Source organism: Methylotenera oryzisoli (assembly GCF_004661485.1).
In the GTDB taxonomy this organism is placed as follows: domain Bacteria; phylum Pseudomonadota; class Gammaproteobacteria; order Burkholderiales; family Methylophilaceae; genus Methylotenera; species Methylotenera oryzisoli.
This window is the reverse complement of the sequence record NZ_PQVH01000009.1, coordinates 24,953-39,780: the sequence shown is the minus strand read 5'-3', so window position 1 is coordinate 39,780 and position 14,828 is coordinate 24,953. Positions and strand designations below refer to the sequence as shown.

17 protein-coding genes are annotated in these 14,828 nt (G+C 46.9%); 13 read left to right on the top strand and 4 right to left on the bottom strand.

Going from position 1 to position 14,828, the window contains the following annotated elements; all coding sequences use genetic code 11:
* Nucleotides 1-15: 15 nt before the first annotated feature.
* The 3 genes from coq7 to C3Y98_RS07635 form a co-directional block, all read right to left on the bottom strand.
* Nucleotides 16-651 carry a 2-polyprenyl-3-methyl-6-methoxy-1,4-benzoquinone monooxygenase gene (gene coq7, locus C3Y98_RS07645; protein WP_135277863.1) on the bottom strand — a complete coding sequence of 212 codons (636 nt, stop codon included), beginning with the start codon at nt 649-651 and terminating at the stop codon, nt 16-18.
* A gap of 110 nt (nt 652-761) precedes the next feature.
* The gene (locus C3Y98_RS07640; RefSeq protein ID WP_245234343.1) at nt 762-2,003 is read right to left on the bottom strand and encodes a (Fe-S)-binding protein; all 1,242 of its coding nucleotides are present in this window, start codon (nt 2,001-2,003) and stop codon (nt 762-764) included.
* 50 nt (nt 2,004-2,053) lie between these two features.
* Nucleotides 2,054-3,496 (bottom strand): S41 family peptidase, encoded by a 1,443-nt coding sequence (locus C3Y98_RS07635; RefSeq protein ID WP_135277861.1) that lies wholly within the window; start codon nt 3,494-3,496, stop codon nt 2,054-2,056.
* Nucleotides 3,497-3,748: 252 nt separating this feature from the next.
* Between C3Y98_RS07635 and C3Y98_RS07630 the strand changes: the two genes are divergently transcribed.
* Complete coding sequence (locus C3Y98_RS07630) at nt 3,749-4,039, top strand: Rdx family protein (RefSeq protein ID WP_135277859.1); 291 nt, start codon at nt 3,749-3,751, stop codon at nt 4,037-4,039.
* Nucleotides 4,040-4,119: 80 nt separating this feature from the next.
* Nucleotides 4,120-4,578, top strand: a complete 459-nt coding sequence (locus C3Y98_RS07625) for a ferritin-like domain-containing protein (RefSeq protein ID WP_135277858.1) — start codon at nt 4,120-4,122, stop codon at nt 4,576-4,578.
* Nucleotides 4,579-4,757: 179 nt separating this feature from the next.
* On the opposite strand, the gene C3Y98_RS07620 is transcribed toward C3Y98_RS07625, so the two are convergent.
* On the bottom strand, nt 4,758-5,306 hold the full coding sequence (locus tag C3Y98_RS07620) for a C40 family peptidase (protein ID WP_135277856.1): 549 nt from the start codon (nt 5,304-5,306) through the stop codon (nt 4,758-4,760).
* Nucleotides 5,307-5,405: 99 nt separating this feature from the next.
* Between C3Y98_RS07620 and yoaA the strand changes: the two genes are divergently transcribed.
* The 11 genes from yoaA to C3Y98_RS07565 all read left to right on the top strand — a co-directional run bounded on the left by yoaA (nt 5,406) and on the right by C3Y98_RS07565 (nt 14,783).
* Entirely contained in the window at nt 5,406-7,337 is a 1,932-nt protein-coding gene (gene yoaA, locus C3Y98_RS07615) for a DNA repair helicase YoaA (RefSeq protein WP_135277854.1), read from the top strand.
* 184 nt (nt 7,338-7,521) lie between these two features.
* Nucleotides 7,522-7,779, top strand: a complete 258-nt coding sequence (locus C3Y98_RS07610; RefSeq protein WP_135277852.1) for a hypothetical protein — start codon at nt 7,522-7,524, stop codon at nt 7,777-7,779.
* A gap of 198 nt (nt 7,780-7,977) precedes the next feature.
* A complete protein-coding gene (arfB, locus tag C3Y98_RS07605) occupies nt 7,978-8,382 on the top strand; it encodes an alternative ribosome rescue aminoacyl-tRNA hydrolase ArfB (RefSeq protein WP_135277850.1) in 405 nt (134 codons plus the stop codon).
* Between the two features lie 144 nt (nt 8,383-8,526).
* Nucleotides 8,527-9,216, top strand: a complete 690-nt coding sequence (gene tsaB, locus C3Y98_RS07600; RefSeq protein WP_135277848.1) for a tRNA (adenosine(37)-N6)-threonylcarbamoyltransferase complex dimerization subunit type 1 TsaB — start codon at nt 8,527-8,529, stop codon at nt 9,214-9,216.
* Complete coding sequence (gene rimI / locus C3Y98_RS07595; RefSeq protein ID WP_135277846.1) at nt 9,213-9,674, top strand: ribosomal protein S18-alanine N-acetyltransferase; 462 nt, start codon at nt 9,213-9,215, stop codon at nt 9,672-9,674. The genes tsaB and rimI overlap by 4 nt, the downstream gene beginning before the upstream one ends.
* On the top strand, nt 9,671-10,279 hold the full coding sequence (locus tag C3Y98_RS07590; protein ID WP_135277844.1) for a uracil-DNA glycosylase family protein: 609 nt from the start codon (nt 9,671-9,673) through the stop codon (nt 10,277-10,279). Before rimI ends, C3Y98_RS07590 begins: the two co-directional genes overlap by 4 nt.
* Before the next feature lie 90 nt (nt 10,280-10,369).
* A complete protein-coding gene (locus C3Y98_RS07585) occupies nt 10,370-10,966 on the top strand; it encodes a LemA family protein (protein WP_135277842.1) in 597 nt (198 codons plus the stop codon).
* A 68-nt stretch (nt 10,967-11,034) separates the two neighbouring features.
* Nucleotides 11,035-11,835 carry a TPM domain-containing protein gene (locus C3Y98_RS07580; RefSeq protein ID WP_425339465.1) on the top strand — a complete coding sequence of 267 codons (801 nt, stop codon included), beginning with the start codon at nt 11,035-11,037 and terminating at the stop codon, nt 11,833-11,835.
* Nucleotides 11,835-12,341, top strand: a complete 507-nt coding sequence (locus C3Y98_RS07575) for a TPM domain-containing protein (protein WP_135277840.1) — start codon at nt 11,835-11,837, stop codon at nt 12,339-12,341. The genes C3Y98_RS07580 and C3Y98_RS07575 overlap by 1 nt, the downstream gene beginning before the upstream one ends.
* Nucleotides 12,310-12,966, top strand: a complete 657-nt coding sequence (locus C3Y98_RS07570; RefSeq protein ID WP_135277838.1) for a hypothetical protein — start codon at nt 12,310-12,312, stop codon at nt 12,964-12,966. The genes C3Y98_RS07575 and C3Y98_RS07570 overlap by 32 nt, the downstream gene beginning before the upstream one ends.
* A gap of 95 nt (nt 12,967-13,061) precedes the next feature.
* Nucleotides 13,062-14,783 carry a proline--tRNA ligase gene (locus C3Y98_RS07565; RefSeq protein ID WP_135277836.1) on the top strand — a complete coding sequence of 574 codons (1,722 nt, stop codon included), beginning with the start codon at nt 13,062-13,064 and terminating at the stop codon, nt 14,781-14,783.
* Nucleotides 14,784-14,828 lie beyond the last annotated feature (45 nt).

Genomic DNA, 14,828 nt, shown 5'->3' with positions numbered 1-14,828 from the left:
TGCCTTAAAAAGTAATTAGATATGATAGGTCGTGCTAGTCATGAGTTGCGACATTTTTGTCATGCAGAACTTAATCGGCGCCGGCAGTTCGGCTGCACCTTGTTGTTTTGCATCATTTGCGTGTTTGGCTTCATCTATTTGCATTTGTTCAATAATACGGCGTGATTTTTCATCCGTAGCTGGTAACTGATGAAGATGGCTGGCTAAGTGTGCACCCACCTGCTTTTCGGTTTCTTCCAAAAAGCCTAGGCTCCACTTGTCGCCTAAGGCACCGGCGACTGCGCCAATCGCAAATGAGCCAGCATAGAACAATGGGTTAAGTACGCTGGTGTGCCCGCCTAATGCTGCAATACGGGCTTCACACCATGCTAGATGTTCGGTTTCTTCTCGTGCGGCTTGTTGCATGCTGATGCTGGTGGCCGCGCTCTGTGCAGTAAGTGCCTGGCCGCTGTAGAGCGCCTGTGCACAGACCTCACCGGTATGATTGACACGCATGAGCGCACTTACATGTTTTTTCTCTTGGTTATCCATTGGCGATTCGTCAATGGCCGCATCCGGATGTTCGCGCTCGCTGTGTGGTTTTGCAAACAGGGTACGCAACCCAGTGTCAAACGCACAAATTAATTTGTCTGTAGTGAGTAGTCTGTTCATGAAAGTTATTCTACGCTTAATTATCTTGGCTAAGCTAGTGTTCCGTTGTTTGTTTTGAGCGCCAATGCAAGGCTATGCTGCTAGTATGGGGTTTACGCAATAATGCTGGCTTATGCCCTAAACCCCATTTGCTTCGCAATGATTTGTACAGGGTGCAGCACATCAATATCCATGCCCGCGTTCTCTAATCCCTTAGTGATATGCAAACTACAGCCAATATTGGAGGTGGCCAGTATTGATACCTGATTGGACTGCATAGCGGTCAGTTTATCATCGCGTAGCGTGTTTGCCATTTCAGGCTGTGTAATGGAATAAGCACCAGCACCGCCACAGCATTGACCGTTACCCGGCAGTGCTTGTATATCGGCAGTCGGGATTTTTTTTAGTAAGTCATACACCGCTTTTTGCGCTTTCAGTCCATTGCGCAGTGAGCAAGGGTCCTGTACGAAAATACGCTGTTGAAGCGGCGTAATCTCGGCTACAGACCAGTCGCAATTGATTAAAAAGGTACTGATATCCTGTACTTGATGTGTGGTGAGGTAATCTTGCAGGCCGGCGCCACAACCGCTTGCCGTGGAGAGTATGGGCATAGTGCGGTCAAAGCTCGCACCATTTTTGGCAAGCAAGGCATCGGCTTCTACCGCGTCACCTGCCTGGCGTGCAATGCTGCCGCAGCAAGTTTGTGCAGTAGGGACATGCACATCGTAACCCAGTGCGTTTAGTACGTAAATGCTGGCGCTTAATGTCTGGTTGTCAAAGGCGTTAGTCGCGCATCCTAAAAATAAACTCACGGCACCGTGCTTGGGTTTGGTCGCCGGGTACAAAGCTTTCCATGCAATGGGTTTGGAGATGGCTGGCAAAAGTTTTGCGGCTGGTACGATACGCTTTAACGCACCCAGTAGTTTGGCTTTAGATAGTAACCAAAGTGGCCATGTGCATATATAGCTTAATGCACGGTGACGGATGAATGGTTTTGCCACAGTTAACCAAAGGCTTTCTTTCTTGATATAAAGCGCACGTGTTGTATCTACCAACGTGCCATAGCTCACACTGTTCGGGCATGCCGATTCGCAGCTGCGGCAGCTTAAGCATAGATCAATATGCTCTTTAAAGCGTGCGCTGTTAGGCAGAATGTCTTGCGACACCGCACGGATAAGCTGAATGCGTCCACGTGGAGAGTCTGCCTCTGAGCCCGTCTTTCTATAGGTGGGGCAGTGCGGCAAGCACAGGCCGCATGCAACGCAGCGGTCAGCTTCAGCAGTGAGTTCTTTAAGTGATAACGTCATGGTCACATTATAATCGTTTTCAATCTCAACATTTCTTAAACAACGTGAAGTCATGGCGGCAGGCATAAAAAAACCGCCTTAATAATTAAGGCGGTTTAATTTGTTGCGGCAATGTCTTATTCAGTTTTTGGTGTTTCTGCTTTTACCGTAGGTGTGGACTGAACAACCGGCAGACCTTTTAGCAGGTTCATGGCTTGCGTAAATTGAATATCATCTTTACTTGCAGGCTCAATCGGTGCGCTAGGTTCTGCATATTTCTTCTCATTCAATTTTGCTTTGGCGGCATCATTGCGTGTAGCGCTATCTGCAGGTTTATTTGCCTCAGCATCTTTCGGATTAGACAAGTGACGAGATAAATCCGCTTCATGAATTGCGCCAGATTGGTCTGTGCCATCTTCTACCAAGTAATCAGGCACAATGCCTTTAGCCTGAATGGAGCGACCTTTTGGCGTAAAGTAACGTGCAGTAGTTAGCTTAATTGCCGCACCGTTATTCATCGGCATAATGGTTTGCACTGAGCCTTTACCAAAACTTTGCGTACCCAATACTGCCGCGCGTTTATGGTCTTGCAGGGCGCCCGCTACAATTTCAGACGCAGAGGCAGAGCCGCTGTTAATTAATACTACCATCGGTACTGTTTTGATATCGGCTGGCAAATCACGGATGTAGTCATTTGCTGCGCCACCACGCACATAGTTTTCTGGTGTGGCGGTGAGCTGCATTTTAGAGTCAGGTGCACGGCCTTCTGTGTAAACCACTAACTCACCTTTAGGCAAGAAAGCAGCAGAGACGCCAACTGCACCGTTTAGCAAACCGCCTGGATCGTTACGCAGGTCTAACACTAAGCCCTTAAATGCACCTTTGTTCTCAGTGTGCATGGTTTTAATGGCTTTGGCTAAATCTTCACCAGTACGTTCTTGGAACTGCGTTACACGTACGTAGGCATAACCTGGCTCGGTTAATTTGTATTTAACACTCTTGCTCTTAATGATTGCGCGGGTCAGCGTGAACTTGAGAGGTTTAGTTTCAGTTTTACGGATCACCGTAAGTACGATTTTAGTATCTGGCTTACCACGCATGCGTTTAACCGCATCATTCAGTGTCAAACCTTTAACTGGAGTGTCATCAAGCTTAACGATTAAGTCGCCGCTTTTTAGGCCGGCGGTATAAGCTGGAGAATCTTCAATCGGTGAGATAACTTTCACTAAGCCATCTTCCATGCCAACCTCTATGCCCAAACCGCCGAACTCACCTTGTGTGGCAACTTGCATGTCTTTAAATGCATCTGGGTCCATGTAGGTGGAGTGAGGGTCCAAGCCAGTAAGCATGCCACTGATGGCTTCTGAAATGAGTTTTTTGTCTTCAACCGGCTCTACGTAGTCGGTCTTGATTTTGCCAAACACTTCAGCAAAAGCACGCAGGTCATCTAGCGGCAGCTGCGGTTTAACCATTTTTTCTGCAACGGCAGAATAGGTTAGGCTCAGCATGAGGCCAAGTATCAAACCTGAGCCAACTAGCCCAATTTTTGTAAGCCGGTGATGTTTATTATTTACTTGCATGAATGTAAGGTGTCCTAACAAAAGTAACAGTAACTGATTTATGCTTTAATATCTCAACTCGCTTTATATGGTTCAAATAAAGCCAGATTAGGGTTTCTTGCATTAATACATTGCGCATACATCGCGCTAGATTTAACGGGCTAAATAACAGCCTAGCGATAACTATGAGTTGCCAAATATTTTTTAGTTTCAGCGTTTAATCATTATATTGCGTTCTACGCATATTAAACTATATCAGTCGGGACATACAAATTGAGTAGATATATTGTTGAAATCACCTATTGCACGCAGTGCCGTTGGCTATTGCGTGCGGCATGGCTTGCGCAAGAGCTATTAACAACGTTTGAGCAAGATTTATACAGTGTTGCATTAAGGCCAGGTACTGGCGGCATTTTTGAGGTGCGCTTAAATGATGAGCTGATTTTCTCCAGAAAAGAGGCGGGCAGGTTCCCCGAGGCAAAAGAGATTAAGCAGTTGGTGCGTGATAAAGTAGACCCAGACCGTCATTTGGGGCATAGTGATAAAACGACTACTGAGAACTAGTCGTCTATCGCATGCGTCAGTATTAAACGTTACCGATCCAGAGTCGGGCGATATATTTTTTGATAAGAAAGGATTACAAAATGGCAGATCATCACGATAACAGTCCAATTGTGGACGCGCTCAACACGATTTTAGAGTTTGAATTAGCCGGGGTTGTAAGATACACCCACTATTCGTTGATGGTGTTTGGTTACAACCGTATTCCTATTGTGTCTTGGCTGCGTAGTCAAGCGACAGAGTCTTTAGATCATGCAAACAAAGCCGGTGAAATTATTACGCATTTAGGTGGGCACCCGTCATTGTCGATCGGCCCATTGTTAGAAACTCATAATCACGACATTGGTGATATTTTACGTGAGTCTTTAGCGCACGAAACTGCAGCTTTGAATGCCTATAAAGCATTGTTAAAACTAGTAGAAGGCGACTCGGTAATGTTGGAAGAGTACGCCAGAGAAATGATTTACCAAGAAGAACTGCATTTGGGTGAAGTAGATAAAATGCTACGTAAACCTGGTGATTTAGCTAAGTTTCACGCTTAAGCTAAGCGTTACGTTTGATATTAACTGGCGGCACTTGCTCGCCAGTTAATTCAGATGTGTGAATTAAAGCAGACGTTAAGAGAGTAAAACAGAAATTTAGATGACGGGTTAAGCAGATTGTCAGTTTAAAAAACGACGAAGCCTATGGTTGGAAGTGTTTGTTTGCGTTTGAGCTAGGTTTAGTTTTTGTCTTGCTCAGGTTCTATGCGCTGGGCGCCATTAAAGCGTTTGCTCCAATAGCTAGTTTGCATATCATCTACCCGCACACCGCCACCACTGCTTGGTGAGTGAATAAAACGGTTGTTCCCTACATAAATACCTACATGTGAGAAGGTCGATTTAAGCGTGTTGAAAAACACCAAGTCCCCTGGCTGCAAATCACTTTTAGACACGGATTTTCCAAGCTGGCTGATGGCTTTTGCGCCATGTGGCAGGCTTAAATTAGTGGCTTGCTGGTATACATAGCGCACAAAACCACTGCAATCAAAGCCGGTTTCTGGTGAGGTGCCGCCATATTTGTATGTAATGCCGGTGAGGCTGAGCGCGCTCACTAATACTTCACGCGCACGCTCCGGCCAAGCGTGATGAGCCTCTACAGGCTCGGCGGGCGTAGATTTCTCTGTAAGGGTGTTTGTGCTGGTCAGCCCGTTGGGGGTAGCTGCGCAGGAGGCACTGGTGAGTGCAAGCACTAAACACACTAAATAATTGTAGTAAGTGAATTTTGCCACGGACTCATTATATTCAACTTACCCAAAAGTACCAAATGTGACGATAACTCAGGTTAAAACAAACATGAGCGTGTTAACTCATGGGATAATTACCGTTCTATGAGTGAATACAATATCCGCCAAGTTTTTGAAAAAGATGGCATTTTAGCTTCTCACATTGCTGGCTACCACGAGCGCACCCAGCAATTGGAAATGGCGTTGGCGATTGCCGATGCGATTGAGCATAATACCCAATTAGTTGCAGAAGCTGGTACGGGCACGGGCAAGACATTTGCCTATTTAGTGCCTGCATTACTGACTGGCGGTAAAGTCATTATTTCTACCGGTACCAAAAATCTACAAGACCAGTTATTTAGCCGCGACCTGCCCAACGTGCGTGATGCACTGAAAGTGCCCGTGACGGTCGCCATGCTGAAAGGCCGCTCCAATTATGTTTGTCATTACCATTTAGAGCGCGCAGCTAACGAAGGGCGCTTTTTGGCGAAAGATGATGCCAAGTATGTGCATGTCATCAAAGCTTTTGCAGAGAACAGTAAAACCGGTGACAAAGGTGAGCTGAACACTGTCCCTGAAAATGCCACGATATGGACTAATGTCACCTCAACCCGTGATAACTGCCTAGGCGGGGATTGCAACTTTTACAAAGAGTGTTTTGTGATGGAGGCGCGTAAACAGGCGCTGGCTGCAGACGTTGTCGTCGTGAATCACCATTTATTTTTTGCTGATGTCATGTTGCGTGATGAGGGTGTAGCCGAACTATTGCCTAGTGCGAACACCGTGATATTTGACGAAGCGCACCAATTGCCGGAAGTGGCAGGTTTGTTTTTTGGCGAGGATGTATCCACCAGCCAATTAATGGAGTTGGCGCGCGATTGTACCGCTGCACATTTAAGCTTAGCTAAAGACTGTGTGCAGCTAGGTGAGGTGATTCCCGTACTGGAAAAAGCTTGTAAAGATTTTAGGTTGATTTTTTCCTATGAGGGCTCACGTATGTCAGTGCAAAAAGCGCTGGCATTGAAAAATTTCGACGCTACATTTGAGCACATGCAGGCGCAGTTGCAGGCCTTAGCTAAGGTGCTGGAAACGCAAGCCGCGCGCGATCCGCTGCTAGAAAAATGCTGGCAGCGCAGTATGGCGTTGCATGATTTGCTCAGCCGCTGGCATGCTGCTAAAAACAACAATTTAGTGCGCTGGGTGGAGGTGTTTACGCAGTCAGTGCAGTTGCATGCCACTCCGCTCAGCGTTGCCGAGGGCTTTGGTAAGCAGTTAAATGCACAGCCACGCGCATGGATATTCACTTCAGCTACTTTGGCAGTTAAAAATGACTTTAGCCACTATTTGGCGCAAATGGGTCTGCAGGCTGCGGTTACAGCCTCGTGGCAAAGTCCGTTTAACTATCAGGAGCAGGCCTTGTTTTATGTGCCACCTGAAATGCCAGATCCGAACCATCCTTCTTATACGGCTTGTGTGGTTGCAGCTGCGTTGCCGGTGTTGCAGGCGAGCGGTGGGCGCGCCTTTGTGCTGTCGACCAGCTTGCGCGCGATGCGCGAAATACATGCTCTGCTTAAAGATGCTTTTGCAGAAAACGGCATTGAATGCCCGCTGTTGTTGCAAGGTGACACCTCACGTACCGAGCTGCTGGAGCGTTTTCGCAAACTAGGCAATGCGGTACTGGTGGGGAGTCAGAGCTTTTGGGAAGGTGTAGATGTGCGCGGCGAGGCGTTAAGTGTGGTGATTATTGATAAATTGCCATTTGCACCACCCGATGACCCGGTGTTGTCTGCACGTGTGGATAAGCTGAATGCAGAGGGTAAAAATGCATTTATGGAGTACCAGCTCCCGTATTCGGTGATTACCTTAAAGCAAGGCGCTGGACGCTTGATTCGTGATGAGAATGACCGTGGTGTGTTGATGATTTGTGATCCGCGCTTGATCACCAAAGCTTACGGCAAGCGCATTTGGCAAAGTTTGCCACCGTTCAAGCGCACGCGTGTGCTGAGCGATGTGCAGGCGTTCTTTGCTGACCATTAGTACTTGCACAAAGATTGCAGGCGGGTGTTTCTCAGTGCTTAGCTACGCAAAAATGATGTTGGCGGAGTAAATCCAGTGTTTTTGATTTCCTAATTAGTTTAGAATGCGCGTCCTTTATGTTTTAGCGGCATTGACCATATCACGCTAAAAATTTCGCATACGTTTTAAACTTTTGGAATTCATCATGATTCGTTTTTTATCAGCGCTTTCTGCAACCGTACTTTTTTCTGCTTCAACACTTAGTTTTGCAGGTGATTGTAATAAAACAGTGATGGGTGGCGGCTGTACGTTAGAGGCAGGTGCCGGCGTTGCTGCCCATATGCGTAGCCAGCCTGTGGTTAAACCAGCGGTCGCCAAAGTAAAAGAGGCCGCAGTAAAAGAAGCAGTCGTACCAAAAAATGTGAAAATGAGCACAGCAGCTAACCAGAAGCCACAAATTTAGCTTGGATCCCATTTGATTAGGTGCTGGGCTGAGTAAGCGCGCCATTGTCAGGCATGCAGCATGGGCATATTGCTGCAATTTGTACGGTCAATAAAATTAAAGAAGCTGACGTCATGGTCAGCTTTTTTAATTTTGTTCATTTGATAAAGTAATTGGCGCTATAGTTGTCTTTTTAATTGAATCCCCAAACTTATTGCGATGCATATCATTCAGATTCCGGAAAGTGAGTACGAGCTGACGGCCATCCGAGCCCAGGGGGCTGGTGGTCAAAATGTAAACAAGGTCTCCAGTGCGATCCATTTGCGGTTTGATATTCAGGCCTCAAGTCTGAGTGATTGGCTGAAAGAGCGTTTGCTCCACCTTAAAGATAACCGTATCAATGATGATGGGGTGTTGGTTATCAAGGCACAGCAGTATCGTACGCAAGAGGCGAATAAAAAAGACGCCGTCCAACGCCTGCATGAGATTATCAACGCGGCAAATCAAGTCAAACCAACCCGTTATGCCACGCGGCCTACTTATGGCGCTAAGCTGCGCCGATTAGAAACTAAATCACAACGCGGGCATTTAAAGCAATTGCGTGGCAAAATAGCGGGGGACTAAATCTCCGTCTGTTTGCCTCATTATTTTATTGCGGCCTTAACTGGTTGTGAGGGATTGAAATAGTCACTAAGCTTGCTGTCAAAACCACGCAGGAGGCGCCTTACTCTAGTGTAATTTAGAAAATGTAGTCTGAAAATTTAACCAATGAATCTATTAGCTTTTGATACTTCAACCGAGTTTTTATCACTCGCCATTATGCGTGATAACACGGTATTTAATTATGACGTGCTGGCCGGACAAACCCATTCGCAAATTATTTTGCCGCAGATTCAGCATTTGTTGAATCAAGCCGAGTTGCAGTTGCAGGACTTAACCGGCTTAGCGTTTGGCGCTGGTCCGGGCTCCTTTACGGGGGTGCGTATTGCGGCTGGTGTAGCGCAAGGCCTGGGCTTTGGGGCGAATCTGCCTGTGGTCGGGGTGTGTACTTTGATGGCGTTGGCAGAGGCCAGCGGTGCATCTAAGGTGATTGCCTGTTTGGACGCACGCATGGGCGAGATTTATCACGCGGCGTATGTGAAAGATGCTGCAGGTTGGCAGGCAGTGATTGCACCTGGTTTATATAAGCCGGATGCTGTACCAGCAGTTGATGGCGCTGATTGGGTGGGTGTGGGCAGTGGCTGGCAAACTTATGGTGAGATGTTGGCCGCGGCGTATCATGGGCAGGTGCAATCTACGCAGCCAGCTTTACTGCCTATGGCAAGCGCAGTGATTATCTTAGCGCAACCGATATTTGAAGCAGGTGAAGCTAAAACAGCAGAACATGCCATACCAATTTATATACGTAATCGGGTAGCACTCAAAACTGCTGAGCGTGAGCAGGGTATGCGCTTATGAGTGCAGTACCAAAGCCACAATATCAATTCCGCCCCATGACTGCTGACGATTTAGATGCAATCATGGAGATTGAGCCGCACATATATTCGCACCCCTGGACGCGCGGAAATTTTGCAGACTCGCTGAAGTCTGCCCATAACGCATGGGTGCTGTTGCATAATGAAGAAATCATCGGTTATGCGTTGATGATGATGGTGCTGGATGAGGCGCACTTGTTAAATTTAAGTATCAGTAAAGCCTACCAGAAGCAGGGCTTGGGGCGCCTGTTGTTGGAGCACATGATTAGCATTGCGCAAACATTAAATGCTGCCAATATGTTTCTTGAAGTAAGAGCCAGTAATATTTCTGCCATTGCTTTATATGAGAACATCGGGTTTAATGAAATGGCGGTTCGCCGTGGGTATTACCCAGCGCATCATGGACGTGAAGACGCAATTTTAATGGGATTAGCGATATGAGTTTGATGACGCGTGAGGATGTGCTGCGAGAGCTAGAGTTGCTACCTGTGTGGCAATTAAAAGCACCACTGCCGAACGTGCCGCAAATGCCTGCGCTAACGCCAGTCGATACCAGCGTGATTGAAAAGGCACCACCCTTACCAAGTTCAGTGATTGAGCCGGCGCCACTGGATAACACGGATGTAGAAGTCACCGCGACTGCTACACCCCCTTTCCGTTTACTGATTAGCGATAATGCTAGCATGGCGTTTGCGTTGGATAGTAACTCTGGCGATGCGCAGGATGTGGAAACGCTATTGAGCAATATGCTCAAAGCGATTAACATAAACTGCAGTATTGATATTGCAGAAGCAACTACAGCGATGCTCGCTGAACATGGCGTTAAGGTCGTAGTGGTGATGGGAGAGGTGGCCGCCCACAGTTTGATGGGGCAATTGCAAACCATAGACGATTGGCGTAGCGCCCAGTCAGCCACCCCAGTTTATTATCAGAGTTTACCCGTGGTGGTGACTTACCATCCTGCATTTTTGCTTAAAAATACCGTTTATAAGGCAAAAGCATGGGTTGATTTATGCACGGCAAAACGTATGTTACAAGGGTTGTGACTAACACAAGACTTGTAATTAAAAGATTCAGCACTATATTAAGACCGGTAATATTGAAGTCAGTAATTAATCAATTTTAGAGGAATCAAAATGAAACATTTAGTTTTGAGATTTTTAGCCGTGTTGTTTGTATTAAGCTTAACTGGCTGTGGCTACAATACTTTCCAATCGCTAGATGAAGAGTCGAAGGCGAGCTGGTCTGAGGTGCTGAATCAATATCAACGCAGGGCGGACTTAGTCCCTAATTTGGTGAATGTAGTAAAAGGCTACGCTTCGCATGAAAAAGAAGTGCTGACGCAAGTTGCTGATGCGCGATCAAAAGTCGGTAGTATGCAAGTGACGCCTGAACTACTAAACGACCCTGAAGCTTTTGCGAAGTTTCAGGCTGCACAAGGGCAGTTAACCTCTGCACTGTCACGTTTGCTGGCAGTATCTGAAAACTATCCAAATTTAAAGGCAGACCAAGGCTTTAGAGATTTACAGGCGCAGTTAGAAGGTACCGAAAACCGTATTACAGTTGCACGTAATCGCTATATCGAAACCATTAAGAACTACAATGTTGCCGTGCGTAGCTTTCCTAATAACCTAACTGCCATGATGCTAGGGTACAAAGCTAAGCCATCATTTACTGTAGAAAACGAAAAGGCAATTTCTGTTGCACCTACGGTTAATTTTGAAAGTAAATAACTAGCCTAAATACTGGCGTGATTAGCGTGTTTTCTTTTTTTAGAGCAAGCTTGTTTGCACTTTGTATGATGCTGTTTGCATCGTTGAATGTGCATGCCGAGCTTGCGCCTATTCCAACTTTGCAGCACCGTGTTACCGATTTAACTCAAACTCTCAGCCCTGAGCAGCAATCTGCACTTGAGCAAAAAATTGCTGCATTTGAGCGGGAAAAAGGCAGTCAGATTGCAGTATTGATTGTCGCCACGACTCAGCCCGAAGTGATTGAGCAATACAGCATCCGCGTGGTACAGGCTTGGAAGCTAGGGCGTGAGAAAGAGGATGATGGTGTCTTGCTGTTGGTGGCAAAAGACGACCGCAAAATGCGCATAGAAGTTGGTTATGGCTTGGAGGGGGCAATCCCTGATTTAATTGCCAAACGCGTGATTACAGAAATCATGGCGCCAAGTTTTAAACAAGGTGATTTCTATGGAGGTATCACCAAAGCAGTTGATGCATTGATAGGTTTGATAGCGGGCGAGCAGTTGCCTGTCCCAGTGAAGCAAAATAACCAGAGCGGTTTTAGTGATCTGCTACCTTTGTTGCTGGTGGGTGGCTTGATTCTCGGCAGCATATTACGGGCGGTATTTGGCGACTTCTTCGGTGGCGTGTTAAATGGTGGCATTATCGCCGTGCTGGCTTGGTTTTTTGGCATCGCTTTATTAATTGCGCTGCTATTGGGCATTGTTGCTTTTATTCTCACCCTGATTGGCCCATCTGGGCTGGGGCAGCTAGGCGGAGGCAGCTATGGCGGCAGCGGTGGACACTCCGATAGCTGGAGTGGCGGTGGTGGTGGCGGTTTTGGCGGCGGCGGTGCATCAGGAGATTGGTAATGACAGCTAAACTGATACGACGCTTATGCAGGCATTTTTGTACTTTACCAAGTGCGGTAAAGCAGCATTTTTGTTATGGTGCGATACAGCGTATTGAGGCGGCAATCGCCGCCAGTGAGTCGCAGCATTTAGGTGAGATTCGTTTTGCGGTAGAGGCCAGATTGCCATTATCCGCGCTGCTCGCCAAGAAAACGGCTAAACATAGAGCGCTGGAAATCTTCTCGTCATTAAAGGTATGGGATACAGAACAAAATAACGGTGTGTTGATTTACCTGCTATTGGCAGATCATGATTTCGAGATTTTGGCGGATCGCGGCATACATCGGCATGTGGAGAGCCAAGGCTGGGAACAGATTAGCCGCCATATGGAGCAGATGTTCAAGCAGGGGAAATTTGAGGCCGGCGTGATTGAAGGCATCGCAAAAATCAGTGAACATCTGATCCAATATTATCCAGCCCACGGTAAGAATCAAAATGAGCTACCCGACGTCCCGGTTATTTTATAAATTACTGCTGGGGGTCAGTTTACTGATACCGTTCAGCACACAGGCATCTATTGCCGACATTACCCGTATTTACAAACAAACGCCAAAATTAGAAGCTTTTGAAATCTGCACTGGCGGTGGCTGTGCAGAGATTAAGCAGGTTGCTGTGACCGGTGATGAATGGAAAGTGATTGCCGATATATTTGAGGATGCTAGCCCAACCAAAGACGCAGTATTAGAACGCAAGCATATTGCAGAGGCGATTGGCGCTTTGGAAAAAATAGTGGGTGCCAAAACAGGCACCAGTACTGACCGTGCAGGCACGTTTGATAACTCTCGTTACCCCGGACAGCTGGATTGCAACGATGAAGCCATTAATAGCACGACGTATATGCGCTTAATGTACCAACATGGCTTAATTAAATTGCACGTGATTGAAGATATGCGTACGCGTAGTTATTTTCTTTTCGGCTGGCCGCATAGCACTGCTGTGATTCATGAACTTACCACCGGTGAGCGCTATGCCGTGGATAGCTGGTTTTACGATAACGGCTATCCAGCCACCATCGTGCCGTTTGCAACGTGGAAATCTGGCTACTTTCCAGCCGATAGTCCCATCCTAAAGAGTCGCTCTGACGTTAAATAATGCAAGCTCGCAGGCCTAGTGTAATAAGTATTACTGACTAACACACTGATTATCTGTAAAATTCGCATTTTTATTTAGCACTGATCTTAATTACTATGCGCGCCTCTCAATTTTTCTTTAATACTCAAAAAGAAGCCCCTAACGAAGCTGAACTGCAAAGCCATATTTTAATGGTGCGTGCCGGCCTGATTAAACGTCTAGGCTCAGGGCTGTATAGCTGGATGCCACTAGGCCTACGTGTGCTACGTAAGGTGGAGCGCGTGGTGCGTGAGGAAATGAACAACGCGGGTGCGTTAGAGCTGTTAATGCCGGCAGTGCAGCCTAAAGAGCTATGGGAAGAAACAGGCCGCTGGGCGGTGTTTGGCCCACAAATGCTAAAAATTCAAGATAGACACGAACGCGAGTTCTGTTTTGGTCCTACGCATGAAGAGGTGATTACCGATATTGCGCGTAAAGAGATCCGCAGCTATAAGCAGTTGCCACTCAATTTTTATCAGATACAGACTAAGTTTCGTGACGAGATTCGCCCACGTTTCGGTGTGATGCGCGCGCGTGAGTTTATGATGAAAGATGCATACTCGTTCCATACTAATTTTGCATCGTTAGAACAAACTTATGACACCATGTATCAGGCGTACAGTAATGTATTTACCCGCTTAGGTTTGAAATTCCGTGCGGTAAAAGCTGATACTGGCGCAATTGGTGGTGATGGTTCGCACGAGTTCCACGTATTGGCAGACTCTGGTGAAGATGGCTTAGCTTATTGCGAGACATCAGACTTTGCAGCCAATGTGGAGTTAGCCGAGGCGATTCCGCACAGCACGAGTCGCAGTGACGCTGCCGAAACCATGCGCGAGGTAGATACGCCAAAGCAAACCGCATGCGAAGATGTAGCGAAACTACTAGAAATCAGCATAGAGCGCACAGTGAAAGCGATTGCTTTAATTGCTAAAGATGAAGCCGGCAACGATCAATTTTACTTGGCATTGTTACGTGGTGACCATCACCTAAATGAAGTGAAGCTAGGTAAGCTGGCAGGGTTGGCCGATTTTAGATTTGCCACCGAAGAAGAAATCCGCGCTAACCTTAATTGCCCACCAGGCTTTATTGGCCCAGTAGGTGTGGGTGCTAATGTCAAGGTAGTTGCTGATAAAACGGTGGCATTGATGAGCGATTTTGTTTGTGGTGCGAATAAACCTAAATTTCACTTGGCCGGCGTGAATTTTGGTCGTGACCTGCCTGAGCCGGTGTTGGTTGCAGATATCCGTAACGTGATGGCAGGTGATGCCAGTCCTGACGGTAAAGGCGTGTTGTCATTATGTCGCGGTATTGAGGTTGGTCACATTTTCCAACTGCGTACTAAATATTCAGAAGCCATGAGCGCAACCTACTTAGATGAAAATGGACAAACCCAAGTAATGGAGATGGGCTGTTACGGAATTGGCGTATCACGTATTGTGGGCGCGGCCATCGAGCAAGGTAACGATGAACGTGGCATTATCTTCCCTAAGAGCATGGCACCGTTTGAGGTGGTGATTTGTGCAATTGGCTATGATAAGTCTGAGGCAGTAAAAACTGCTGCGAACAAACTGCATGATGAGTTGCTAGCCGCTGGTGTTGATGTGTTGTTAGATGATAGAGGCGAACGCCCAGGCGTGATGTTTGCCGAAGCCGACTTGATGGGTATTCCGCATCGCTTGGTGATTGGTGAGCGTGGTCTTAATGAAGGTAATGTAGAGTACAAAGCCAGAACACAGGCAGATGCGCAATCTGTAGCGCTGGCGTCAGTGGTTGAGTTTGTGCAGAATTTGGCTTAGTATCAAGGTGTTGCAGTGATTGCATTAGGGAGTTTGCGTGCTCAA